The organism is Microcoleus sp. Pol11C2 (assembly GCF_036701505.1).
Taxonomy (GTDB): Bacteria; Cyanobacteriota; Cyanobacteriia; order Cyanobacteriales; family Microcoleaceae; genus Microcoleus.
Genome location: NZ_JAUBQX010000020.1, coordinates 4,963 through 28,475 on the forward strand (window position 1 = coordinate 4,963; position 23,513 = coordinate 28,475).

Sequence of the window (23,513 nt, forward strand, 5' to 3'; positions counted from 1 at the left end):
ACTAAATCAGCAGCAACTGCCACACTGGTGGCGTTGTCTGCGGGGGTGAAACTGGCAGCGGTGGGGGCTGTGGTATCGGCCGTGCGCGTCAAAGCAGTGGCCGCTGTATTGTTGTTGCCGGCGGCATCCGTAGCTATATTGGCGGGGATGTTAACTGTAACTGTCCCACTCCCTGTGGGAGTGACGGTGAAGTTGTAGGTGGTGCCGGTGCCACTAAAGCCGCTGACGGTGCCGTTGGTGACGGTGATATCACTGGCGATAAAGTTGGTTGTGCTTTCACTGAAGGTGGCGGTGACGGGAAACGCTGCGGTGACGGTGGCGGCGGCGGCCGAAGTCAGGCTGACGGTGGGAGCAATACTATCAAAGGTACGGGTTAAGGCGGTGGCGGCGGTGTTGTTATTTCCAGCCGCATCGGTGGCGACCCCAGTAGGGACGTTAACCGTGACAGTTCCTTGGCCGGTGGGAGTGACGGTGAAGTTGTAGGTGGTGCCGGTGCCACTAAAGCCGCTGACGGTGCCGTTGGTGACGGTGATATCACTGGCGATAAAGTTGGTTGTGCTTTCACTGAAGGTGGCGGTGACGGGAAACGCTGCGGTGACGGTGGCGGCGGCGGCCGAAGTCAGGCTGACGGTGGGCGGTGTGGTGTCAGCGGTGGTGAAGTTCCAGGCTGTTGCGCCTGTAGTGCCGGCATAATTATTACCAGCTAAGTCTTGAATCGCACCGGCAGCAATTTCAACGTAGTAACCAGTACCTTGCGCTAAATCTGCCACTGGGTTAATGGTGACGGTACTACCAGTAACGGTGACATTTGTGGAGGTAACATTTATAGTTTCCACCACTGAGTTATCTGAGACTTTCTTGATGACAATATTGCCAGTGCCTTTCTGTACGGCTTCACTCAAGGTGACAACTAAATCAGCAGCAACTGCCACACTGGTGGCGTTGTCTGCGGGGGTGAAACTGGCGGCTGTCGGCGGTGTGGTCTCTAAAACACCTGTGGCTCCCAAAACTCCCAGATAATTAGTAGTTAACGAACCCGTCGTTTTAGTGACGGTAATGCTTTGAAGCGTTTTGGCTGGGTTAGGATTGAACCCAAACCCAAATAGGGCAACATCGTTGGCATCATGATAACTTGTTCCAGTTTTATCAAAGCTCCTATCCCTTCCGTCGATCAGATAGTAACTGGAAAATGATTCAGTGGTAATTTCGTTAAACCAGTCGGGAACTGTGGCTGTGGCTGTCCCAGTAGTGCCATCGCTATAGTTAAATGTCACCTGCATCCCAGCGTCGCCATTGGAACTGGTGGCCAACAGGTGGATTTCTGAATACTGATTGGGCGTAACTGCAAAGTTAAAGGATGTGCCGTTAGCTGTGAGGACTTTGGCGTTGTTGCCGTTATTGGTGTTGTTGTAGCCTAGCTGAACGTCGGGATGGTAAGCATTCGTGGCGAAAAAGCCGTTGTCGGGTAAACCGTTCCCATTAGCACCGGCTTTAAATGTGGCAAAGGACTGAGTTATTAGGGTTCCCCCCGAGGAATCCAGTCCGCTCTGTGTCGTGTCTGTGACTCCTCCCGTGTAGTTGATAATGACATCGCTATCAAATACTGATGTGAGGTCAAATTGTACGGGTGGGGCTAAAACACCGGCATAATTTGCGATCGCTTCGCTGGACAAGGCAAGTCCGGCTTCAATTGAACCGGTGGTTTTTTCCAATTCCCAGTCGCCCCCTAGTGCTGCATTCCCCGTCTTGTCGGTAGATGCTGCCACATCTGCCCCTGTTATTTCACTGAGGCGCTTTACGAAGTTTTCTCCAACTTCTCCGGCTGCTACGTCGCAGCCATAAAGTAGGATATCGCCATTTGCTGTCAGGGCATTTCCCCACTGTTTTAGCTGATTGCTGAAAGTTTCTAGGTTATTCTCATTGAGTACGTCAGCACCGAGTTTTAAACTGCCTTCGCTGCCGTGAGAAACTATATGAACTGCTTCAATATCTTTTTTATCGGTCAAGGCGTTAGTAATTTGGTCGATCGCGCTGGAATTTTCATTGAAAATCACAATTTGAGCGGGATCGATGCCTTGAATCAGGTTTTGATAATCTTGTACAGAGGAGTCAACGAAAATAATTTGCTTGTTCATGGTTGGTACGTTCATAATTGCTGAAATTCTTTATATCTATTGTTTACATTCAAGTAGGGCAGGGGTTGAAACCCGCGCCTCGCTTAAGTCCTCGCTATGAGGACTGAATAATTTATTAGTCGTATTGCTCAAATCAATCGGGCGGTAAAATTGTTAGCCCGTTCCCCTTTTTCAGGGGAAATGAACACGGAAAACTCATTGTCTTCGCTCACGGTTTCCAGCATTCGATCGACTGGCATCCCCAATAGGGGAAGTCATAGCGCTGTAAAACCGGGGGTTTTGTCGTAGTAGTGCAGCCAGTAAAGTAGAGCCTGAGCGGGGTAGTCCTGATATGAAGTAGGCTTTCACTGGCCTCGCGTGGAAATGAAGGGGAGTAACTTAGATGCAACTTTAATGTATCCCCCTAAAGGCATATTTTTTATAGCATATTTTTATTTAACCTTTCGCAACACAACATCCAGGTTTACGATATCTTTACAATCTAGACATCGTGGGTTGGCTTTCCCTATCTCTAATCATTGCTTCGGACCCCTGCCTCTGTAAAGTCGGAAAAGTCGGATCGTAAAGTCGGAAAAGTCGGATCTTTGTCTTTGTGATGAGTAGATAATAAGGTTTACGATATCTTTACAATCTAGATATCGCTGGGTTAATTACTTAGGTATTTTAACCCCCGATATCAGGAGATATACGCGGATATACGCAGATGAAGAGATGTTATTTGATGAGTTCTTCGAGGGATGGAAAAAGCAATTTTTCTGCGCTCACTTTTTCGCAATCGCAACCTTGTTGAATTGCGGATATTGCTGATACTTTTCCTCGCAGCAATTGGATGCTTTCTATTAGCAAGGGTAGGGTTAATAAAATAATTGATGCTGATACCAGCAAGCTAATTAAGCCGTCAGCCCAATTCCAGTGTAGCCACGCTACCGCGATCGCCGCTAAAATTACTCCAACCGACGAAAATATGTCGGCCACGGCGTGCAGAAACGCGCTTTTGAGATTCAAGTCGCCGTGACAGCAGGAATGCAAGCAACAAGCATTAATCGAGTTGATGCTTAAACCGACTATGGCGGTAATTAACATCGGCAGCCCTTCTACTTCGGGTGTTGGGGACTGCAAACGGGCGATCGACTCTGCGGCTATCCAAAGGGCGATCGCCACTAAACTGATACTATTAATTAAAGCAGCAATGATTTCTCCTCGTTCAGGGATTGGCGATTGTGCGATCGTACAATCTACGGATTTACTTTTGCGTTTGACTGAGGAGTACCAAGTCGCTGTCAAAGTTATTGCTAAAGCTGCTACATCTGAAAAAACGTGACCTGCATCTGCTAATAGGGACAAACTATGAGAATTAAGTGCGGCGATTAACTCTGCTACAAAAAAGCTGCTAAGCAGTACCAATGCTGTTTGTAAAAGTCGCACTTTGCCAATTCTGGGATTTGTATTCTCGCATTGTGCGATATCCTTGGCGTTTTCCGAGTCAAAATTGTCCCTAACTAGAAATGTCATGCAGCAGTCCTTAAGGTTAAACTCGATTTTAAATTAAACATTAAATTAACTATCAATGACCGATTATATACCAAATCCGAACCAAGATCCGGAAAATCCGATTGCAAATTCCCCAAATCCTGAAATAAACGATCGCCAAATTAGCGACAATCACGCCAATACTTTGACAGGCGAATCTTTAGTCGATTTGCGCCGCTACGATCAATCAAAGTTTGATCGAGGAAAGCCTAGTTGGGTAATTTTGGTTTGGTGGTTCGTCCAGGCGATCGCATTTCCCCTCACTCCACACCCTTTTAATCGCATCAGAAGGGGGTTGCTGCGGTTATTTGGAGCGAAAATAGGTCGGGGTGTGATCATTCGCCCCACGGCTCGTTTTACCTATCCTTGGAAAATTGCCATCGGAGACTACAGTTGGATCGGAGATGATGTTGTATTGTACAGTCTCGATCGAATTGCGATCGGCAAACACTGCGTCATTTCTCAAAAAAGCTACCTCTGCACCGGCACTCATGACCCTCAAGACCCAGCCTTTAGCTTAATCACAGCACCTGTAATCATTAATAACGGCGTTTGGATTGCCGCCGACTGCTTCATTGGCCCAGGTGTCGAAATCGGTGCAAATGCGTTAATTGGAGCTCGCAGCAGCGTCTTTAAAAATATGCCTGCAGGCTTTATTTGCACAGGAACACCTTGTCGTCCCCGCTGTCAGCGAGAAATTAACCAAAGTTTGTAAGAGATATTACACCAGGAAACTAAGCAGCTTTACAAGCTTGCTGCCGAATAGGAATTTCAATGACGAATTCTATTCCCTTTCCTAATCCAGGCTGGCAGTATAATCTGCCCCCATGCTTTTCAACGATAATTTGGTAACTGATAGATAGCCCCAACCCAGTTCCTTTACCGATAGGTTTGGTGGTAAAAAAAGGGTCAAATAGTTTCGCTTGTAAACTTTCGCAAACTCCCCGACCATTGTCACTAATATAAATAGCAACCCAATTCTCGTCAATTACTTTTGTAGCAATTTGAATGCGGTTCTGGTGTTGTTTAATTTCTGCAAAGGAACGGTGCTGATTCGATTCCTCTAAAGCATCAATGGCATTGGAAAGAATATTCATGAACACTTGATTTAATTGTCCGGCATGACATTCTACTGCTGGAAGCTGACCGTACTTTTTTATTAGTTCAATCTCAGGATGCTCTGGTTTTGCTTTTAAACGATGATGCAGGATGGTGAGTGTACTATCAATTCCTTCATGAATATTTACAGCTTTCACCTCTGCCTCATCTAGGCGAGAAAAGATTCGCATAGACTTAACAATCTCCTGGATGCGCTGCGTTCCTAAGTTTATAGAGTTAAGAACTTTGATAAAATCTTCCTCCACAAATTCCAGTTCTATTTCATCCATTGCTGCTTGAATCCGAGGGGTGGGATTTACATAATCTTCTTGATAGAGATGTATTATTTTTAGTAAGTTATGAGCGTACTCTTGGGCATAACCCAGATTCCCAGAAATGAAATTTATAGGGTTGTTTATTTCATGAGCAATCCCAGCCGCCATTTGCCCTAAGCCGGACATTTTCTCGCTTTGGATTAACTTAAGTTGCATTTGTTGTAAATCTTCATAGGCTTGGCTAACCTCTAAAACTTTTTGCTCCAATAATGTATTTTTTTCTTCTAACTTGTCAGTTAAAACATGAAGCTTTAAATGCAGCTTGACGCGAGCTAATACTTCCTCCTGTTGGAAAGGTTTGGTAATATAATCTACAGCCCCAAGCTTAAACCCCTCAACTTTATTAGCCGTATCCGAGAGAGCCGTCATAAATATAACGGGAATCTGTTTAGTTTCTGGATTAGCCTGTAATCGACGACAGGTTTCAAATCCATCAATTTCTGGCATCATGACATCTAGCAAGATTAGATCGGGGAGAGCATATTTGACTCGCTCTAGTGCCATTTTGCCAGATTTCGCGACCCGAACTTCAAATCCTTCCTGACTTAAGGCATCAGATAAGACACCCAAGTTGGCTGAATTGTCATCAACTATAAGAATTGTACCATTTGCTTGAATTTCTGAATTCATAAACCTTACTTGTAGGACTGAATAAACGTTAAAATCTCTTCGTCTTGAAAGTCCTTTGCCATCTGATGCAATCTTTTAGCAAATGGAATATATTGGGGATCTATTTCTTCAAGTAATAGCGCCTGCTTAACTATTTCTAGGAAATTTCCTTTCATAGCCAGTTCGTATAGCATTTCCATTTGTGTAGCAGGCGGGGCAATTAGCTCATCGGTGTCTGAGGAGCTCGCCTGTGGCTCTTCATTAGCTTCATAAACCCATTCCAAATCAAGATACTGTTGTAATTTTTGCAGGAGCTCTGTTGCCTGAATAGGTTTGGGAATAAAAGTGTTGCCTCCTGCTTCTAAACTTCTGTATTGATCGGTTTCAAATACGCTGGCAGAAGACACAATAATGATGATGTCTTTGAAATTTTCCGATTCTCGAACCCGCTTAATTACCTCGAAGCCATCTAGTTCGGGCATTAATAAGTCGGTAACAATTAAATCGGGCTGCACCTCTATAATTTTTTCCCAGCCTTCCTGCCCATCGTTCGCTTCAAACACCTCAAAGCCGATCGGACTGAGTAAATTGCTAATTACCGAACGGTTAGCCCATTTGTCATCAATAACCACAATCTTAGGTTGGCGGTCTTTGATGCCGATAATCTGCCCGCGATGGTCGATTTGAGATGTTTTCACCCATTCATCGGCTTGAGATAGATGGACATCAAACCAGAAAATACTGCCAACATTCATCTCACTTTGAACCTGAATGGTACTGCCCATTAGTTCTACAATCCTTTTGCTAATTGCCAGTCCCAATCCTGTACCTTCCGTCTGCCGCCTGCGATCGCCTACCTGCTCGAAGGGCTGAAAGATAGCTTGGAGTTGATCCTGTGCAATGCCGGTACCTGTATCGCGTATTTCAAAGCGAATTTTTCCTTCTGTTGCAAAACTGACGATAAAAGTGACACTGCCCTCATCCGTAAATTTAATAGCGTTGCTTAAAAGATTAATTAACACTTGTCGCAAGCGTTTTTCATCCGCACGAATACCGATCGGCAGTTCGGGGCTTGAAGGAAAAAGAAAGTGAATTCCCTTAATTTCAGCTCGGATGCGACACATTTCTGCTACACCTTGCAGGAACGCCGGGAAATGAAAATCGGTGGGCATTAGTTCCACTTTCTGTGCTTCAATCTTCGACAAATCGAGAATATCATTGATTAACGTTAGTAAATGGGAACCGCACTGATAAATGACATCAATGCGCGATCGCTCTTCTTCATTCAAGACTTTGGAACGCTGAAGAATCTGTGCGTAGCCCATGATGCCATTAAGGGGAGTCCGCAACTCGTGGCTCATGTTAGCAAGGAATTCACTTTTGGCCCGACTAGCTGCTTCTGCAGCTTCCCTGGCTTTTGCCATTACGAATTCTGCTTGTTTGCGATCGTGGATATCGATACAAGTGCCAACCCACTCCCGGAGGCTGCCATCTTCCTCCAGAAGTGGCACCCCTCTAGCTTGGAAATAACGATAATTTCCATCCGTTCCGCGCATTCGATATTCCATCTCAAACAGGCTTCTCGTTTGCACTGCTTCCATCCACACCTGAACTGTTCGTTCACGATCGTCCGGGTGGATTGTATCTAACCAGCCAAAACCAACCCCCTCAGCTTCCGTTTGTCCGGTGTAAGCTCTCATACTCGGTGAATCCTGGCATCTTCCTTCAGCATCCGTTGTCCAGACAATTTGGGAGATGGCAAGGATTAGGGAACGATAGCGTTCTTCGCTTTGTTTGATCGCATCTTCGGCTTGTTTGCGATCGTGGATATCGCTGGAAGCGCCAACCCACTCCCGGATGCTGCCATCTTCATCCAGAATGGGTACCCCTCTAGCTTGAAAATAACGATAGTTTCCATCCGCTCCTCGGATGCGATATTCCATGTCATACAGGCTTTTCCTTTGCACTGCTTCCATCCACAACTGACTCGTTCGTTCGCGATCGTCCAGGTGGATTGCATCCAACCAGCCCAAACCAACCACTTCGTCTACAGTTTGTCCGGTGTAAGCTCTCCAACTCGGTAGATCCGGGCATCTTCCTTCAGCATCCGATATCCAGACCATTTGGGACGTGGCAGCGATTAGCGAACGATAGCGTTCTTCGCTTTGTTTGATCGCATCTTCGGCTTGTTTGCGATCGTGGATATCGCTGGAAGTGCCAATCCACTCCTGGATGTGGCCCTCTTCATTCAGAATTGGCACCGCTCTAGCTTGAAAATAACGATAGTTTCCATCCGCTCCCCGGATTCGATATTCTATGTCATACAGGCTTTTCGTTTGCACTGCTTCCATCCACAACTGACTCGTTCGTTCGCGATCGTCCGGGTGAATTGCATCTAACCAGCCAAAACCAACCACTTCGTCTACGGTTTGTCCAGTGTAAGCTCTGAAAGTCGGTGTATCCTGGCATCTTCCTTCTGCATCCGTTATCCAGACCATTTGGGACGTGGCAGCGATTAGCGAACGATACCGTCCTTCGCTTTGTTTGAGAGCATCTTCCGCTTGTTTGCGATCGTGGATATCGCTACAAGTGCCAATCCACTCCTGGAGGTTGCCATCTTCATCCAGAATTGGTACCCCTCTTAGTTGAAAATAACGATAGTTTCCATCCGCTCCCCGGATTCGATATTGTACGTCATACAGGGTTTTCGTTTGCACTGCTTCCATCCACACCTGAGTCGTTCGTTCGCGATCGTCCGGGTGAATTGCATCTAACCAGCCAAAACCATCAGCCATTTCAGCTTGGGTTTGTCCGGTGTAAGCTCTCCAACCCGGCTGATCCACGCATCTTCCTTCAGCATCCGCTGTCCAGACAAGTTGGGACGTAGCAGCGATTAGCGAACGATAGCGTCCTTCGCTTTGTTTGATAGCATCTTCGGCTTGTTTGCGATCGCTAATGTCATTATTAATTTCGAGTTGGGCACAAGGCTTGCCTTCCGCGTCGCGCTGTAATGTCCAGCGACTTGCCACAATAATATGCCGACCGTCACGGGTGGTGTGCTGCACTTCTCCTTCCCAACTTCCCTGCTGGAAAAACTCTGCCATTACGGTTTCTAACGGTTTAGGGAAGAGGGTTTCCAAGAATGTGTGAATGTGCTGCCCTACTACTTCCGCTTTTGTCCAACCATAGAGCTTTTCTGCACCTTGGTTCCAGTAGATGATCCGGTCATCCATATCCCTAATAATGATACTATTGCTGGCTAAGTCCAGTATTTCTAGGGTTTGACGGAGTTTTTGCTCGACTTGTTTGCGCTCGCTAATATCTCGTGTGGTCGCGATGATACCCAGGATATTGCCATGACCATCCCGCCAAGGAGCTTTTGTAGTGAAAAAAGTCGCGGTTTTTTCACCGTCAGAGACATCTTCCTCGTAAGTCTCAGTGATGCCTGTTGCCATGACTTGACGATCTTTAGCCATAATTGCACAGGCACTCTCAGGCGGCAGTAATTCCAAATCATCTTTGCCGATGATTTCCTCAATTGGCTTGCCCATGAAGTTTGCCAAATTGGAGTTAAGGGCAACATGACGCCCTTCCCGATCTTTAACGACAATGAAGTCGGGTGTACTTTCCAAAATAGAGTTTAGCAGTGCATTACGATCGCGCATCTGGGCTTCAGCTTGTTTGCGATCGTTAATGTTTCGTGCTATGGCGATAATACCGAGAATATTGCCTTGACCATCCCGCCAAGCGGCTTTTGTGGTTAAAAAATAATTGCTGCTCTCACCATTAGAAATTTCTTCTTCGTAGGTTTCAGTAGTGCCTGCTTCCATAATCTCGCGGTCTTTTGCCATTATTGGAACGGCGGCCTCCGGGGGCATCAGTTCCGAATCATCTTTACCAACAATCTCCTCTATGGGTTTACCGTCAAAGAAGGAGTTTGCCACAAAAGAATTAAGGGCAACATATCGGCCTTCCCGGTCTTTAACAACTATTATGTCTGGCGTACTTTCCAAAATAGAGCTCAGCAAGACGTTGCGCTCGCGCAACACAGTTTGCTGTTCGCGTAGAGCTTCTTCAGCTTGTTTGCGATCGGTAATATCTGTATTAGCCCCAACCCATTCCCGAATTGAACCATCCGCGTTCAGAATTGGTACACCACGACAACTCATGTAGCGATATTCCCCGTCATAGCGACGCATACGGAATTCAGATTCATAGAATGATCGATTGGCAACAGCAGTTAACCAGGCAGTTGTAATAGACGAGCGATCGTCTGGATGGATAGCGTTGCTCCCACCCCTTCCCTTGTAATCATCAAATGTCTGTCCTGTAAATGCACTCCAAGTAGGTTGCTCGATCGCCATTTCGCCGTCGGCATTGCAGATCCAAATAATTTGAGCGCTGGCTTCGATTAAAGAACGAAATCGTTCTTCACTTTGTTTGAGGACATCTTCTGCGGTTTTGCGATCGCGAATATCCCGGGTAATAGTGGCAATCCCTACGGGTTCATTAGTCTCTGGATGGTTGACCAGAAATAGGGTGTAATCTACCAGGATGGGTTCACCTGTCACGAAATTTCTGAAGCGGAAATCACTCCGCCAACTTCCCTCTTGCATTAGAGTAGGTAGAACACGCTGCTGTACAAAGTCCAAATCTTCTGGCATGAAGAAGTCGGTAATGTGTTTAGTTCTGGCTTCGTCCAAACTACTGAGTCCAACCAAATCCAGACCAGCCTGATTCAGTAGCATCGGGCGACCATCCATTGAGGCAACGCCAATAAAGTCACGACTGTTCTCGATCGTTGTAGCGAGCAATTGCCGTTCTTCCTCTGCTTTTTTGCGATCGCTAATGTCCCGTGCAATAGTGGAAACAAACTCGACTTCGCCTGTTTCCGTTTTGTGGACGATTAAAACTTGAGAAACTGGAATTTCTTGCCCATCGCGTGACAAAAACACGGTTTCACCAGCCCAGCTACCCTCTCTTAAAGCGGTTGGAAAGACTTCATTGTGGAATTTGGTCGTTGCCGAGGGAGCTAATACAAAATCTACACTAAACGGAGAGCGTGCCTCCTCTGGAGGTACCCCCATCATTTTCTGTCCGGCTTTGTTGAGGTAGACGTTATGCCCTGTTGCATCCGCAATCCCTACGAAGTCGGAAGTTGCTTCCAAAATTGCCGTCAGTCGTGCTTGCTCTTTTTCTGCCCGCTTGCGATCGGTAATTTCAATTACAATCCCACCCAGACCAAAAACCAGGCCATTTTCATCCAACAAAGGATAGTAAGATGCTTGCCAGTAGCGCAGGATGCCCGGTTCTTTCGGCGTTTCACCTACTAATTCATAGTCGAGAATGGGCTTGCCCGTATCCAGAATGCCTTGCAGCATTGGTTCCACAGTCGGAGCCAATTCTGGCAGCACTTCACGCACTGACCTACCAATATGGTCTGCCACACAAACGCCATTGGTCTGGGCTAAAACTTCGTTGACTTGGACGTACCGAAGTTGGCGGTCAAAAATCAGCATCCCGGCGTTAGCACCTGCAAAAAAAGCGTCGAAGTGAGCCTGTCGCAATGCCTGTGCTGTTGTGCTCTCTTGCTGTGGCGGTTGGGTTTTCTCTGGTGGGAATTTGCTCATGTTTGCTCGTGCATTTCAGCTTTTATTCTATAACTTCTGTCCAATTGTGCGATCGCAAGGTTTTCGTTGCTTCCAATTTGGGTACTGAAGAAAACGTTCAGTAGCGCCACTATTAGGCTTTCAATCTGCGATATATGTATCCCTTGCGACACTATTTCCCTTAATTATTCGGATGTATCGCCAAGTATTTCTATTTCTCATCAATTCTATTGCTAATCAATCCTATCGGTAGAACATTGGTGACAGCTTAACCTAGGAAAGCATTTGTCTATCAGTAATTATGCTCAGTATTTACTTAGATTGTGGGTGGAGAACTTAGATTTCGGCGATCTAGGAATCATGTCTCGCGCCATATTTATGCCCACCTACCCCCAAATCGCCAACTTTCCACTCCTAAACAAGCAGTATTTTCAGTAAAATTACGGATTGACAAATGCAATTAAGTTATAGTTAATCCCCCATGTCGGTAGAAGGCCAAGTATTCTTGGAACGTTATCAATTTTAGCTAGAACGGTTAAATTTTTACTTAAATATACACAAGACGGACGCAACTGGCAGAGTAATAGCAATATCTCTCCCACCAGTTAAAGTCATTGTAATACTTGGATATTTGACTTGTCCACTTAAAGAGTCATTGAATAATCCCTGCTTAAGTTGATAACGGGACTTCAAAAAAAAAATAGTGGAGAGTATGATAAAATCGAATCGAGTTAATGTTGACTAAAGTGACTAGAGTGATTACTTTAACAATAGATGAGTCGGCTCTCGGATCGCGAAAAAGTGGCACACTAACCGCCGGCCTGCGAAGACCAGGTATCTGAAAAATTGGCAATAGGGAGAACTGCGTAGTATGAGGAAACACATATCTATGTAACGACTTAACTTTTTTCACCCTAAAAACAGGTTAAAATTTATGATAACAATCTCAGTCTTTTATTTTTACATTGGACCATGAAAACTTTATTTCTTACTACTACCATTAAAAATGATCACACAAAAAACCTTATTTCCAGAATTTAAATTGAATACAATACCCGAAGAAATATTAACACAAATTTCGCAAATATTTACCGCTACCCTATTTAAAATAGGTGAAAATCCTGTATCCTTGCAGTCACTGGTGGAACTAATAGTCTTGTTTATGGCGATCCTTGTCATAGCACGATCTTTTACCAACTTTCTTAAGGAACGCTTGCTAGTCAGACTGGGAATTGACGAGGGAAACAGGGAAGCCATCGCAGTAATTATTGGGTATTTAATAGTAGCTTTGGGCGTGATACTCGCCATCCAAAGCATCGGCTTCAACCTCGCTTCTTTTGCAGTAGTTGCGGGGGGATTGGGAGTCGGAATTGGCTTCGGAATCCAGGATTTAACAACTAATTTTGTCAGTGGCTTAACGCTGCTTTTAGACAGACCGGTGAAAGTCGGAGACTTTGTGGAATTAGAAGGATTAATGGGAATCGTCAAAAAAATCTCGATTCGATCGACCATCCTCCAAACCACTGAGGACTCCAGCGTCATAGTTCCCAACAGCAAAATGATTAGCAACAAAATTGTTAATTGGAGTTACGAAAACTCGCTACTCTGTCTGCGAGTTCCCATAGAAGTAGCGGAGAATAGTAACCCGCTGTTAGTGACAGAAACTCTGTTAAATATTGCTTACGCGGAAGCGGGAGTTTTATACGAACCGAATCCGAAAGTATTGTTTGTCGAGTTTGGTGATGATAGTTTTAAATTTGAACTTTTAGTTTGGACGGACAGGCCGACTGAAAGAGAAGTAATTAAAAGTTCTTTGAATTTTGCAATTGAGTACAATTTTCGCCAGCAAAAAATCGAATTTCCGTTCAATGACAGAGAAATTTATTTGCAAAACCCCGAAGTTCTGTTATCAATCTTAAACAAAAAAGAAACTGCAATTGACATCCCGAACAGTTACCCTGAAAACGAGCAAAAACAGCCACTGTTTGCAGAAAAACTGCAAAAGCCATCGTCCCTTAGCTGTTTGCTGCGAGAGGTGGAATACTTTGAAAATCTGACTGATCTTGAAGTGCGGCAATTGATTGAAGTTGGATACCGCAAACGGCTGCGATCGCAAGAATATTTGTTTCACGAAAACGACCCCGGAGATGCTTTTTACATGATTCTTTCAGGTTCAGTAGAAGTTTTTGTAGAAGCTATTAACAAACATCTGAATAACCTCGGTACTGGTCAGTTCTTCGGGGAACTTTCTTTGATGTTGGGAATCCCCAGAACGGCTTCAGTGAGAGCTTTGGAAGAAACAATTTTGTTTGCTATCAATAAAGAAGGCTTCCAAAAAGTTTTAACAGAACGACCGGATTTATCTGAACAGATTATTAAAGAAATAGTCAAACACAAAGAAGAACTCCGCGAGAGACAGCAATTATTGCGAGAAATGGAATTAGTAGATGCAGCAGAAGAAGATGAAAATCCTGTAGAATGGGTGAGAAAAAGGTTAAAAAATCTATTTAGTGATTGAAATAATTTATTATGACGCGATTCATTCACGATCTCTTTGCCAAAGAATAGCTGGAGGAATTGCTGTCGCCGCTCGGAACGGTTAATATCGGCGGCGATGTGACTTACGAAGTCCCAGAAATCGATATTTATTTCACTCCCAACACCGCAATTACCGAATACTCAAAAACCCTGGGGTTGTTGGGAAAAATGGCAAAGACAACTGCAATTTTTGAACCGTTCCGCAATCCGGCAAACGTCAGCGAAATTTGTAGCTGTCTGGGCAAGTTATTGGACGTGCGAGGTGAATTGGAGCGAAAATTTAGGAGAGAAAATACTCGCTATGATGATACTCAGTTACCCAAACTGTGGATTTTGATGCCCACAGCATCGAAAGGATTGCTCGATAGCTTTAATGCGATACCAGACACAGGGAATTGGATGCAGGGAATCTATTTTTTGGGTGAATCTTTGCGAACTGCAATTGTGGCGATTCACCAGTTGCCAGAAACTCCAGACACCCTGTGGTTGAGGATTTTGGGCAAAGGGGGAGTGCAGCACAGGGCTATTTCCCAATTAAGCGCTTTAGCTGCCGACGATCCGTTGCGGATTATCGCGCTAGAATTGCTGTATCGGTTACAGTCAAATTTAGTAACCGATGCGCCACAAGGATTAGAGCCAGAAGAGCGGGAGTTAATTATGGCCATTGCACCACTTTTTCAACAACAAATACAAGCTGCACAACAACAAGCTAGAGAAGAAGGACTAGAAGAAGGACTAGAACGAGGCAGACAAGAACAAAAGCGCTTAATTTTAGAAAACTTTCTGCGAGTTAGATTTGGAGAATTAAGTCCAAAAATGACTGTTTTTCTATCTCCAATATCCAAGTTGGCGGCGGCGGAATTTACAGTTTTGTTGCTGGCAATCTCGATGCTGACCGTTGATGAAAGTGGGCAGGAAGCAGCGGTTAAATTGTTAGCTGAAAGTGCGTTGAAAATACGATCGCCTGAATTGGGCGATCTTCTGCCTACGGCCGTTACTAATTTATTGGCATTGCCTGTGGCAGAATTGACATTGTTTGTAGAACAAATGCCGCAGTTATCGGCTGAGGAATTGAGGGACAGGTTAGGAAAAACACCTGACTAAAACCTGCGATCGCAGCCATAGAGGGATCTCGCTCTTTATGGCTGCGATCGTTCTCACATAAAATTCCTAAATTCTGTCGATCGCACTTAGGAATTGGACTGGGCGGATAAAATCAAGTGCAGCAGACCCTCGATCAGTCGATCGCGCTCCATTGGGATAATATCTTTGCCGTGCATCATGTGCTGCGTTAACTGGAAATATACCAGCGATCCAATAAAAATCCGCGCCGTTGCCTCCGGATCGGGCAATTTTAACTCTGGATGCGATGCGAAATATTGAGTAAGCCGCTCAATTCCCGGTTTCGCTAAGTTTTTCACAAAAGTCTGCGCTAGCTGGGGAAAACGCCCCGACTCCGCAATCACTAACCTCACAAAATTGAGGAATTCAGGTTCCTGCGTCACCTGCTCTAATAGAGTTGTGGCAACGAATCGCAGCGCTACCGCCGGTTCTTCATCCAGAACTGTAAAATGGACTTTTTCTCGCGCCAGCCGCTGTACCAAGGCCACGAATAATCCTTCTTTATCTGCAAAATAGCTGTAAACCGTGGCTTTGGAAACTCCCCCCGTCTTCGCTACCTTGTCCATACTCGTACCTGCGTAGCCGTGGGCTAAAAATTCTTGCATCGCACCTTGCAGGATTTGCTCGGTTTTGTCACCTCCTGCTGCGTCTGGTTCGATCGATTTTGTCCTTGCCATACCTTGCTTCTGTAATTTTTATTTAGGATCTTGACATTATTATACTGAACGGTTTAGTATAAAGATATATCAGAACTAAACGGTTTAGTTTTATTTTTCAAAAAGAGGTATGTCATGGTACACCAACCAACAGCAGACAGCTTATCCTCAAATCCATCCCTAGTTAAACAACTCCTAGTTGTGGCAGCACTAGCAACCCTGGCGGCAGGAGGAACCACAGGCTACACGATCTGGCGATCGCGCATACCCGATCCCAACGCAGTAGCAGCAGCAGCCGCCGTCACAGCATCCCAATTAACGACAGTTACAGCCTTGGGACGACTCGAACCCAGAGGAGAAGTAATTAAAGTCTCCGCCTCCGGTGCGACGGAAGGAAACCGAATCGATCAACTCTTGGTAAAAGAGGGAGACATGGTGAAAACAGGTCAGGCGATCGCAATTTTGGACAGTCGCGATCGCCTGCAAGCCGCTCTCGACCAAGCTCAAGAACAAGTGCGCGTCGCCGAGGCAAACCTAGCAAAAGTGAAAGCTGGAGCCAAAAACGGCGAAATCCAAGCCCAAAAAGCGACTATTAACCGTTTATCAGCCGATCGCAGCAACGAAATCGCAGCGCAACAGGCGATCGTCAGCCGCCTAGAAGTCGATCGCAGCACCGAAATAGCAGCGCAACAAGCCACAATTGCCCGCATAAGGGCCGAACAGCAAGGGGAAATTCAAACTCAAAAAGCCGCAATTGCCCGCCTACAAGCCGAACTCCGCAACGCTCAAAGCGAGGATCGGCGGTACTCTCAACTCTATGAACAGGGAGCAATTTCCGCCTCAACTAGCGACAGCAAAAGCCTGGCCGCCGAAACAACTCAACAGCAACTCAACGAAGGAAAGGCAAAACTGAATCAAATTCAGCAATCGCGCCAACAGCAGATTAACGAAGCCGAAGCCAAATTAAATCAAATTCAACTATCGCGCCAACAACAGATTAACGAAGCCCAAGCCAAACTCAGCCAAATTCAGGAATCTCGACAACAGCAGATTAATGAAGCCGTGGCAAATCTCGATCGCATCGCCGAAGTGCGTCCCGTTGACATAGCAGCAGCCACCGCCGAAGTCAGTTCCGCCGCTTCAGCAGCCAAACAAGCCAAAGCCAATCTGGATCTAGCTTACATCCGTGCTCCCAGAGACGCCCAAGTCCTGAAAATTCACACGCATCCGGGAGAAAGGGTAGGAAACGACGGCATTGTAGAAATCGGACAAACTCGCGAGATGCTGGCTGTTGCGGAAATCTACGAAAGCGATGTGGACAAAGTACGCCTCGGACAAACCGCCAAAATTACCAGCGATGCTTTGACAGGCGAATTGCGGGGAACTGTCGAATATATTGGTTTGCAAGTGCAGCGGCAAAACATTGTTAACACCGATCCTTCTGCGAATATTGATAGTCGAATTGTGGAAGTAAAAGTGCGTTTGGATGCAGCTTCCAGCCCGAAAGTAGCGGGATTAACCAATTTGCAAGTCAAAGTGGCGATCGGGGAAATTAAAGATTAAGAAGACTTAAACCGCAGAGTCGCTTTCTTCAATCCAAAATCCAAAATCTAAAATCTAAAATCCTATGATTGGACTCATAAAACCCTTACAACAGTTAAGACGCAGAACTTCCCTCGGATGGCTGCAACTGAGTCACGACAAAGGCAGAATGGCCGTTGCAGTAGCAGGAATTGCCTTTGCTGACGTTTTGATGTTCATGCAGTTAGGCTTTCAAAATGCGCTTTACACCAGCAATACGCGGCTGCATCAAGCCTTGCAAACAGACTTAGTTTTGATTCACCCCCAAGCGCGAAATTTGATTAATTTGTCCTCCTTCCCCAGGCGCAGATTGTATCAAGCAATGAACGTACCGGGCGTGAAATCAGCCGAGCCGCTTTACGTAAAAATTGCTAACTGGAAAAATCCCGAAACTCGGCGCGAAACGTCGCTGATGGTGGTCGGTTTCAATCCGAATCACCCCGCGTTTGCGCTTCCAGAAGTTAACCAAAATTTGAGCGCGATTAAATTGCCGGATACCGTCTTGTTCGATCGAGCTTCTAGGGGAGATTACCAAGCAACGATCGCGCAAATCGATCGAGGAAAAGCCGTTAAAGCTGAGGTCGAGCGACGCACGATTAACGTCAGCGGTTTATTCACAGTTGGGGCATCTTTTGCCGCCGACGGTATTTTGATGACTAGCGATCAAAATTACCTGCGCCTGTTTGCGAGACAAAACGCCGCGAGTGTTAATGCCGGATTAATTCAACTGCAACCGGGTGCTGACCCCGTGGAAGTTCAACAAGTTTTGAAAGCATACTTGCCGGCGGATGTCAAGGTATTAACCAAACAAGAATTTATCGATTTTGAGAAAAACTATTGGGCTAAGAATACTGCGATCGGCTTTGTATTTAATTTAGGCGTCGCGATGGGTTTTGTCGTTGGGGTGATTATTGTTTATCAAGTTCTCTCAACCGATGTCAGCGACCACATGGGAGAATACGCTACTTTCAAAGCGATGGGCTACCGCAATGTTTATTTACTCGGCATCGTTTTTGAAGAAGCTCTAATTCTTTCCCTCCTTGGTTTTTTGCCCGGAGTAGGAGTCTCTTTCGGACTCTACTCTTTAACTCGCAAAGCTACAAATTTACCCCTTTATATGACGCTGCTTAGAGCAGTTATAGTATTACTTTTGAACGTGATTATGTGTACTATTTCGGGAGCTATTGCCACTCGCAAACTGCAAGCAGCCGATCCAGCAGATATGTTTTAATGGAAAATGAATCAGAGAAGATAAAGGACTCAATTTCTGACTAAAAACATACTTTTTGTAATCCTTCTCTTCTTTTTCCTGTGCGTTCTATGCGACGACGAAAGGGGTTTATTAGACTTGAATTGCTAAAATTGCCAACAATCTTGAAATCCATCTGCGTTCATCTGCGTTCATCTGCGGTTTCCCTCTCAATCAAAGATTTAGGCAACCTTGTCTCTTAATTAAATCTCTAACCTCAAACCAATAACATATGAATTCTACTACTCTCAACCCAACAGCCAACGCATTACAGATTCCTGCACCTGTAGTTTCTGCGCACCAACTAGACCACTACTTCGGTCAAGGTCAACTGCGAAAACAGGTACTTTTTGACATTAATCTCGAAATTAAAGCAGGTGAAATCGTGCTGATGACGGGGCCTTCCGGTTCTGGAAAAACTACGCTTTTAACTTTGATTGGCGGATTGAGATCCGGTCAATCGGGAAGTCTCAAAATTCTCGGTCAAGAAATGTGCAAAGCGAGTTCAGACCAATTGGTAAAGGCGCGACGCAAAATTGGCTATATTTTTCAGGCGCACAACTTGCACCGCAGTTTGACGGCGCTGCAAAACGTGCAGATGGGTTTGGAAGTTCACGGCAATTTGTCGCGTTCTCAAATGCGCGATCGCTCTGCAAAAATGCTAGAGTTAGTAGGACTCGAACAGCGGATTAACTATTATCCAGATGATTTGTCGGGAGGACAGAAACAAAGAGTTGCGATCGCCCGCGCTTTGGTCAGTCAACCGCAAATTGTTCTAGCTGACGAACCGACAGCCGCGCTGGACAGCAAATCCGGTCGCGAAGTGGTGAATTTGATGCAGCAACTTGCCAAAGAACAGGGTTGTACTATTTTGTTAGTAACCCACGATAACCGAATTTTGGATATTGCCGATCGCATCGTTCACATGGAAGATGGAAAATTAGCCTAATTTTTAAATTTCCGAAGAATAGACATCACCCATAACTCCCCCATTCTCAATTTTGGATATCAAATTTTAATCCAAAATTGCCAAACTCGAATCTCAACTCATCATAGGACTGTTGACTAATTGCGAACAATCAATCCTTGGCGGTAAATCCCCAAATTTTGCAGGTACATTGCTTCGAGTTTGGGCATCGAGGATTCCACAGAACCGCCATAACGGCGAAAAGAAGGCCAGATGTAAGCGAGTTTTCTCACTGCTGACTCTAATCGACCCGCTTCTATATCTTCTAATGCACCTTTTTCTCGGATTAACTCTATAGCCATCAAATCTTGATTTTCTGGGCTGAAATCGCGGACGCTAAATTTTTTGGCGAATCTGTCCCAAGTGGTGCTGAGAAACTGATACCGCCCTGCAGCGTCGGAACACAGCTTTTTGCCATAGCGGCGGCCGCACCTCATTTCTCTGGGATGATCTTGAAAGCTGACAAATTTGGTGCCGGTGTACTGGGTGCGGTAGCCGTCGGGGCTAGCGGTGCCTTCGGCGGCGGCTATGGTGTCGAGAAAGGCTTTGACTCGACGTTCCGGGCCGATGCTATCGAGTCTGTTATCCTGTATGGGCTCTGGTGAATTCAGGGTTGCAGTTTCGGGTGATCGATCGCGCTCCATTTTATCCTGTCTGGGGTCTGGTGGCTCGATCGCCGCAACTTCCTGCAGGCGTTTCGGGGCGGGCGAGCTTTCTGGCGAGACCGATTGTGCCCACAGCAGTCTCGGCGTCATTCGACCTAAGAAAAAGCACAAACAGATTAATAAAGTCCACGAAAGTTTAAAACGGAGGCGTTTGGACAGTTGCCTGCGCTGCCGCACAGGCCACCCGTGCAGAGGGAGGGCTGCAGGCAAGATTCCCGTTTGCTGGCCGAAGGCGAACAGCGATTTCAGCGCTAGCAAGGTTTGCTTGTAGAAACCGGGTGCAAGTTTCCGAGATCTCATTGTTGCAGCGAAAGTCTCGACATCAGTCAGAGTCACTTCTGCCAGCGGTTTTTCTACAAACAGCCGAAAACGGTTGGCCGCCTGCCAGCTAAAGCGCTTGCTGCGGGGGGATTTGCGTTCCACCCACAGCCGAATTAGCTCGATGTCTGAAATGGGTTGCAGATGGCTTCCCAGATGTTCTGGCGCGTACAAGAGTACCTCCTGATATCACTTATAGTTGAAGGTTCCCAGTTAGAACGGATGAGTGAAACAGGGATCAAGGGAAACTGGCTTCAACTATACTAAGTGATACTACTAAGCGCTCACGGGGTCAAGCTCAAGGGCCGATTGTTCGAGCAGTTGAGTGTAAAGTTGACTGAGTTGGGAGGCGATACCGTCCCAACTGAAATAGGTTTCGACGCGCTGGCGGGCTGTGTGTCCGAGTTGCTGGCGCCATAGTGAGTCAAGTAACAAGCGATCGATCGCCTCGGCAAAGGCTGCTTCATTTTTCGGCGGGGCGAGCAAACCTGTTTGTTGCGGCACTACAGTATATTTCAGCCCTCCTACGTCGGAGGCGATTACGGGCGTGCCGCAGGCCATCGCTTCAATGGCGACTAAACCGAAGGGTTCGTAGTGGCTGGGAACGACGCACACATCGGCGGCGGCGTAGTAGCCGGGGAGAATGTCTCTGCTCAAGGCGCCGGGAAAACTGGTAATGTCGCTCAGCCCGAGTTCTTCAACGATGCTGCCGATACGATCGCGCTCTAGGCCGTCGCTTTCCCCCGCACGCCACCCGCCGCCAATAATGAGTTTTAAATCGGCTTTGGGCACTGCCGAAAGACTGACGGCGCGGACTAAGGTTTCGATGCCCTTGGGGGGGTCAAAACGGCCGACGTACAACACGACTTTGGTTTCGGGGGCTATGCCCAAGTGGCGGCGGGCGGTCGATCGGGCGATCGAGCCGAACCGTTCAGTGTCGGTACCGCAGGGAATGATGTCAATATTGCCTTTTAAGGAAACCAGAGACCTCATGTGTTCTTTTTCTTGGGGACTGGTAGCCACTACGCGATCGGCTGTTTCCAAAAGAGTTTTTTCGACTTGCAGCCTGGTTTTGGCAATCATCGGAATTGTCGAAACCGACTTGTATTTAACTGCTGCCAAAGAATGGTAAGTGTGAACTTGCAGCAGAGGTTGCGATTTTTTCAACTCCATTCCCACCCAAGAAGACAGCCAGTAATTCGTGTGAACTAAGGGATATTGAAAGCCTGATTCTAACTGAAAATTCTGAAATTCTTGAACAAAGATTGGTAAATATCCGTATAGTTCGTCGCGGGGAATAAATTCTTGTGGCCCGGCTACTAGCCGAATTGTCCGGCAATTGGGACTGTGCTCTACAATCCTTGCTTGTTGCCGATCGGATGAGCGGGTGAACATATCAACTTGCCACCCCTGTGTAGCCAGAGCTTCGCCTACTTGACGCACGTAAACATTTTCCCCGTCCGATTCTTCTTTGCCAATTTCCACAGAGGGATCACCGTGTACTGAGATGAGAGCGAGGCTTTTTTTATTTAATGAAACCATGATTGTTTACCAAAAATTAAAAATAATTTCTAAGAAGATTAAAAGTGCAATTTTGGCTGTTGCGCGGGGACTGGAATCTTCTAGCTAATTTGTATTAAAGTGAAACTGGGGGATCGATAAATCATCCTTCAGGGATAAGTTCCACGAAAAAATTCACAGACGACTTCCTTCTGCTGACAGAGACGTACAGCAGCTCAAACTCTAGATAATCAAAATATAAATGAACGAGGGTGAAGGGAATTTTCCGTATTCTGACCGCTGTCAAACTCGCACCTTTTAGCTATCTCTAACTCGAGCCTGCTTTCAGCTTGCTGCTAGAGATGCGAGGTCAGCAGAAGGTAGAATTTTACCCCTCTGAATAAATAACTCGGGCTTTCGAGAAAGCAGAAGTCTGTCGTCCCAAAGACCGAATGTTACAGGGCAAGCGAAAAAAAAAGCAAAGTTATTGCATTCAAAATTTTTCTTTCGTTCCGCCTTGCACCTTCTGCCTTTTTCCCTCTTCCTTCTTGCTTCTTCTGTCAAACCCGGAGTGCAAGTTTAACGTCAAATTTCCCGTTTGTCTAATGTTAAGAGTTCTTCCGAGGTTTGCGTGCGGAGGATTCTCCGTTTTCGCTGTTGAGGATATTATTTCGCGAACCTGGCATTCTGGAGCCGTATCGGTTAGTCCAAACTTGGGTAAACTCGGCACCTAAGAAGAGAATTTGAGCGGAATAATTAATCCAAAGCAGGATAATCACGAACGAACCCGCAGCACCGTAGGTAGAGGCGATACCGCTACCTCCGAGGTAAACTCCAATTATGGATTTGCCGATCGTAAACAGCACTGAGGTGATGGCGGCGCCGATCCAAACATCATTCCAGGCAAGATGGACATCGGGCAAAAGTTTGTAAATTAAGGCAAAAAGCAGCGTAACTACGCCAAAGGAGATAGCAAAGTCCACAATCTGCCAAATGTTGATTGGTAATTGCAGCAAGCCGTTCAACCAATAGCTGACGGCGGCTAAAATGGCACTAATTACTAAAGATACTAGCAGTAGAAAGCCTATGCCTAAAATCATTGCAAAAGACAATACGCGGTCTTGCAGAAATCCCCAGATTCCTCGTCCGGGAGGCGGTGAAACATTCCAAATAGTATTGAGGGCTTCTTTAAGATTAGTAAACACGTTGGAAGCACCCCACAAAAGTGTAGCGATGCCGATTAAAGTAGCAATCATTCCCGACTTTGGTTCGGAGGCTTTGAGGATTAGTTCTTGGACGGTTTGGGCGCCTTCTTTGCCGATTAAACTTTGGAGTTGGGCGACGATTTGACCTTGGGCTGCTTCTGCACCAAAGACTAAACCGGCGATCGCAATTACGATAATTAGCAGCGGGGCGAGGGAGAAGACTGTGTAATAGGCTAGGGCGGCGGCTAAGGTTGGCGCTTTATCTTCTTGCCATTCAGTAAAAGTTTGTTTGAGCAGCGATATGACTGTTTTTAATTTCACGGCTTTTGGTTTCCTGATACTTAGCGTTCACCCAGGGATTTTAAGAGTTTAGGTTTTTTTTAGCGTCGGCCACAA

Annotated in this window: 15 protein-coding genes; 6 read left to right on the forward strand and 9 right to left on the reverse strand. The window is 46.0% G+C overall.

Annotated elements, in window-relative coordinates; translation table 11 throughout:
- From QUA42_RS13710 to QUA42_RS13715, 3 genes are all read right to left on the reverse strand, one after another.
- Positions 1 to 2,150 (reverse strand): DUF4347 domain-containing protein (locus QUA42_RS13710; RefSeq protein ID WP_333137743.1); only part of this gene is annotated, 2,150 nt, incomplete at its 3' end.
- Positions 2,151 to 2,330: 180 nt separating this feature from the next.
- Positions 2,331 to 2,483, reverse strand: coding sequence for a sulfotransferase (locus QUA42_RS27765; RefSeq protein ID WP_445301316.1), 153 nt, complete (start codon positions 2,481 to 2,483; stop codon positions 2,331 to 2,333).
- Positions 2,484 to 2,849: 366 nt separating this feature from the next.
- Positions 2,850 to 3,647, reverse strand: a complete 798-nt coding sequence (locus QUA42_RS13715) for a cation diffusion facilitator family transporter (RefSeq protein ID WP_333137744.1) — start codon at positions 3,645 to 3,647, stop codon at positions 2,850 to 2,852.
- A gap of 55 nt (positions 3,648 to 3,702) precedes the next feature.
- Here QUA42_RS13715 and hpsU point away from each other — a divergent pair, with 55 nt between their 5' ends.
- A complete protein-coding gene (gene hpsU, locus QUA42_RS13720) occupies positions 3,703 to 4,380 on the forward strand; it encodes a hormogonium polysaccharide biosynthesis acetyltransferase HpsU (RefSeq protein ID WP_333137745.1) in 678 nt (225 codons plus the stop codon).
- Positions 4,381 to 4,399: 19 nt separating this feature from the next.
- Here hpsU and QUA42_RS13725 read toward each other — a convergent pair whose 3' ends face one another.
- Positions 4,400 to 5,728 (reverse strand): response regulator, encoded by a 1,329-nt coding sequence (locus tag QUA42_RS13725; protein WP_333137746.1) that lies wholly within the window; start codon positions 5,726 to 5,728, stop codon positions 4,400 to 4,402.
- Between the two features lie 5 nt (positions 5,729 to 5,733).
- Positions 5,734 to 11,337 (reverse strand): PAS domain S-box protein, encoded by a 5,604-nt coding sequence (locus tag QUA42_RS13730; RefSeq protein WP_333137747.1) that lies wholly within the window; start codon positions 11,335 to 11,337, stop codon positions 5,734 to 5,736.
- A gap of 985 nt (positions 11,338 to 12,322) precedes the next feature.
- Between QUA42_RS13730 and QUA42_RS13735 the strand changes: the two genes are divergently transcribed.
- Together QUA42_RS13735 and QUA42_RS13740 are read left to right on the forward strand one after the other, a co-directional pair.
- Positions 12,323 to 13,834, forward strand: a complete 1,512-nt coding sequence (locus tag QUA42_RS13735; RefSeq protein WP_333137748.1) for a mechanosensitive ion channel domain-containing protein — start codon at positions 12,323 to 12,325, stop codon at positions 13,832 to 13,834.
- Between the two features lie 59 nt (positions 13,835 to 13,893).
- Positions 13,894 to 14,958 carry a flagellar assembly protein H gene (locus QUA42_RS13740; protein ID WP_333137749.1) on the forward strand — a complete coding sequence of 355 codons (1,065 nt, stop codon included), beginning with the start codon at positions 13,894 to 13,896 and terminating at the stop codon, positions 14,956 to 14,958.
- A gap of 86 nt (positions 14,959 to 15,044) precedes the next feature.
- On the opposite strand, the gene QUA42_RS13745 is transcribed toward QUA42_RS13740, so the two are convergent.
- A complete protein-coding gene (locus QUA42_RS13745; protein ID WP_333137750.1) occupies positions 15,045 to 15,653 on the reverse strand; it encodes a TetR/AcrR family transcriptional regulator in 609 nt (202 codons plus the stop codon).
- Between the two features lie 114 nt (positions 15,654 to 15,767).
- On the opposite strand from QUA42_RS13745, the gene QUA42_RS13750 reads away from it, so the two are divergent.
- The 3 genes from QUA42_RS13750 to QUA42_RS13760 all read left to right on the forward strand — a co-directional run bounded on the left by QUA42_RS13750 (position 15,768) and on the right by QUA42_RS13760 (position 19,411).
- On the forward strand, positions 15,768 to 17,195 hold the full coding sequence (locus tag QUA42_RS13750) for an HlyD family efflux transporter periplasmic adaptor subunit (protein ID WP_333137751.1): 1,428 nt from the start codon (positions 15,768 to 15,770) through the stop codon (positions 17,193 to 17,195).
- 64 nt (positions 17,196 to 17,259) lie between these two features.
- Positions 17,260 to 18,444: an ABC transporter permease DevC gene (devC, locus tag QUA42_RS13755; protein ID WP_333137752.1), complete on the forward strand. Its 1,185-nt coding sequence runs from the start codon at positions 17,260 to 17,262 to the stop codon at positions 18,442 to 18,444.
- 250 nt (positions 18,445 to 18,694) lie between these two features.
- On the forward strand, positions 18,695 to 19,411 hold the full coding sequence (locus QUA42_RS13760; protein WP_333137753.1) for a DevA family ABC transporter ATP-binding protein: 717 nt from the start codon (positions 18,695 to 18,697) through the stop codon (positions 19,409 to 19,411).
- Between the two features lie 116 nt (positions 19,412 to 19,527).
- Here QUA42_RS13760 and QUA42_RS13765 read toward each other — a convergent pair whose 3' ends face one another.
- From QUA42_RS13765 to QUA42_RS13775, 3 genes are all read right to left on the reverse strand, one after another.
- Positions 19,528 to 20,586, reverse strand: coding sequence for a glycoside hydrolase family 104 protein (locus QUA42_RS13765; RefSeq protein WP_333137754.1), 1,059 nt, complete (start codon positions 20,584 to 20,586; stop codon positions 19,528 to 19,530).
- A 102-nt stretch (positions 20,587 to 20,688) separates the two neighbouring features.
- A complete protein-coding gene (locus QUA42_RS13770) occupies positions 20,689 to 21,954 on the reverse strand; it encodes a glycosyltransferase (RefSeq protein ID WP_333137755.1) in 1,266 nt (421 codons plus the stop codon).
- 566 nt (positions 21,955 to 22,520) lie between these two features.
- Complete coding sequence (locus QUA42_RS13775) at positions 22,521 to 23,438, reverse strand: YihY/virulence factor BrkB family protein (RefSeq protein ID WP_333137756.1); 918 nt, start codon at positions 23,436 to 23,438, stop codon at positions 22,521 to 22,523.
- Positions 23,439 to 23,513 lie beyond the last annotated feature (75 nt).

Excerpts from the sequence above, each read along its gene's own strand:
- QUA42_RS13715 (WP_333137744.1), bottom strand. The coding sequence starts at position 3,647 with ATGACATTTCTAGTTAGGGACAATTTTGACTCGGAAAACGCCAAGGAT.
- hpsU (WP_333137745.1), top strand. The coding sequence starts at position 3,703 with ATGACCGATTATATACCAAATCCGAACCAAGATCCGGAAAATCCGATT.
- QUA42_RS13725 (WP_333137746.1), bottom strand. The coding sequence starts at position 5,728 with ATGAATTCAGAAATTCAAGCAAATGGTACAATTCTTATAGTTGATGAC.
- QUA42_RS13730 (WP_333137747.1), bottom strand. The coding sequence starts at position 11,337 with ATGAGCAAATTCCCACCAGAGAAAACCCAACCGCCACAGCAAGAGAGC.
- QUA42_RS13735 (WP_333137748.1), top strand. The coding sequence starts at position 12,323 with ATGATCACACAAAAAACCTTATTTCCAGAATTTAAATTGAATACAATA.
- QUA42_RS13745 (WP_333137750.1), bottom strand. The coding sequence starts at position 15,653 with ATGGCAAGGACAAAATCGATCGAACCAGACGCAGCAGGAGGTGACAAA.
- QUA42_RS13750 (WP_333137751.1), top strand. The coding sequence starts at position 15,768 with ATGGTACACCAACCAACAGCAGACAGCTTATCCTCAAATCCATCCCTA.
- devC (WP_333137752.1), top strand. The coding sequence starts at position 17,260 with ATGATTGGACTCATAAAACCCTTACAACAGTTAAGACGCAGAACTTCC.
- QUA42_RS13760 (WP_333137753.1), top strand. The coding sequence starts at position 18,695 with ATGAATTCTACTACTCTCAACCCAACAGCCAACGCATTACAGATTCCT.
- QUA42_RS13770 (WP_333137755.1), bottom strand. The coding sequence starts at position 21,954 with ATGGTTTCATTAAATAAAAAAAGCCTCGCTCTCATCTCAGTACACGGT.